General features: G+C 71.5%; 1 protein-coding gene. It reads right to left on the reverse strand.

From position 1 onward, the window contains the following. Window positions 1-330: site-specific integrase (locus J0695_RS37305; RefSeq protein WP_206969197.1), on the reverse strand; the 330-nt coding region annotated here is incomplete at both ends.

Here is a 330-nt window from a genome sequence, read left to right on the forward strand (position 1 = left end):
GCCGGGTGCCGTTGCTTGCGGCCGGCGGCACGGATCTCGTGTGGGGTGAAGCCGGTGGTGGCCTGCATCTGGTGAGTGACGGTCTCGCGGCCGTGCCGTTGCCCGGTGGGGGCGTGGAAGAGGGGGCCGCCGGCGTGCCCGTCGGAGGCCTCGCGGAGCAGAGCTGTTGCTTCCTGGCTGAACGGCAGCGCGCGATGCGGCTCCTTGGCCTGGTCGGTCAGGTTTGCCTCGCGGGAGGCGTGGTCGAGGTCGGAGACATTCAGGGCGAGCAGGTCGGTGAGCCGTGCGTCACCTTCCCTGAGCGACTGGACGATGGCGCGCAGCGCGACC

The organism is Streptomyces beijiangensis, from assembly GCF_017315755.1.
GTDB classification, from domain to species: Bacteria; Actinomycetota; Actinomycetes; order Streptomycetales; family Streptomycetaceae; genus Streptomyces; species Streptomyces beijiangensis.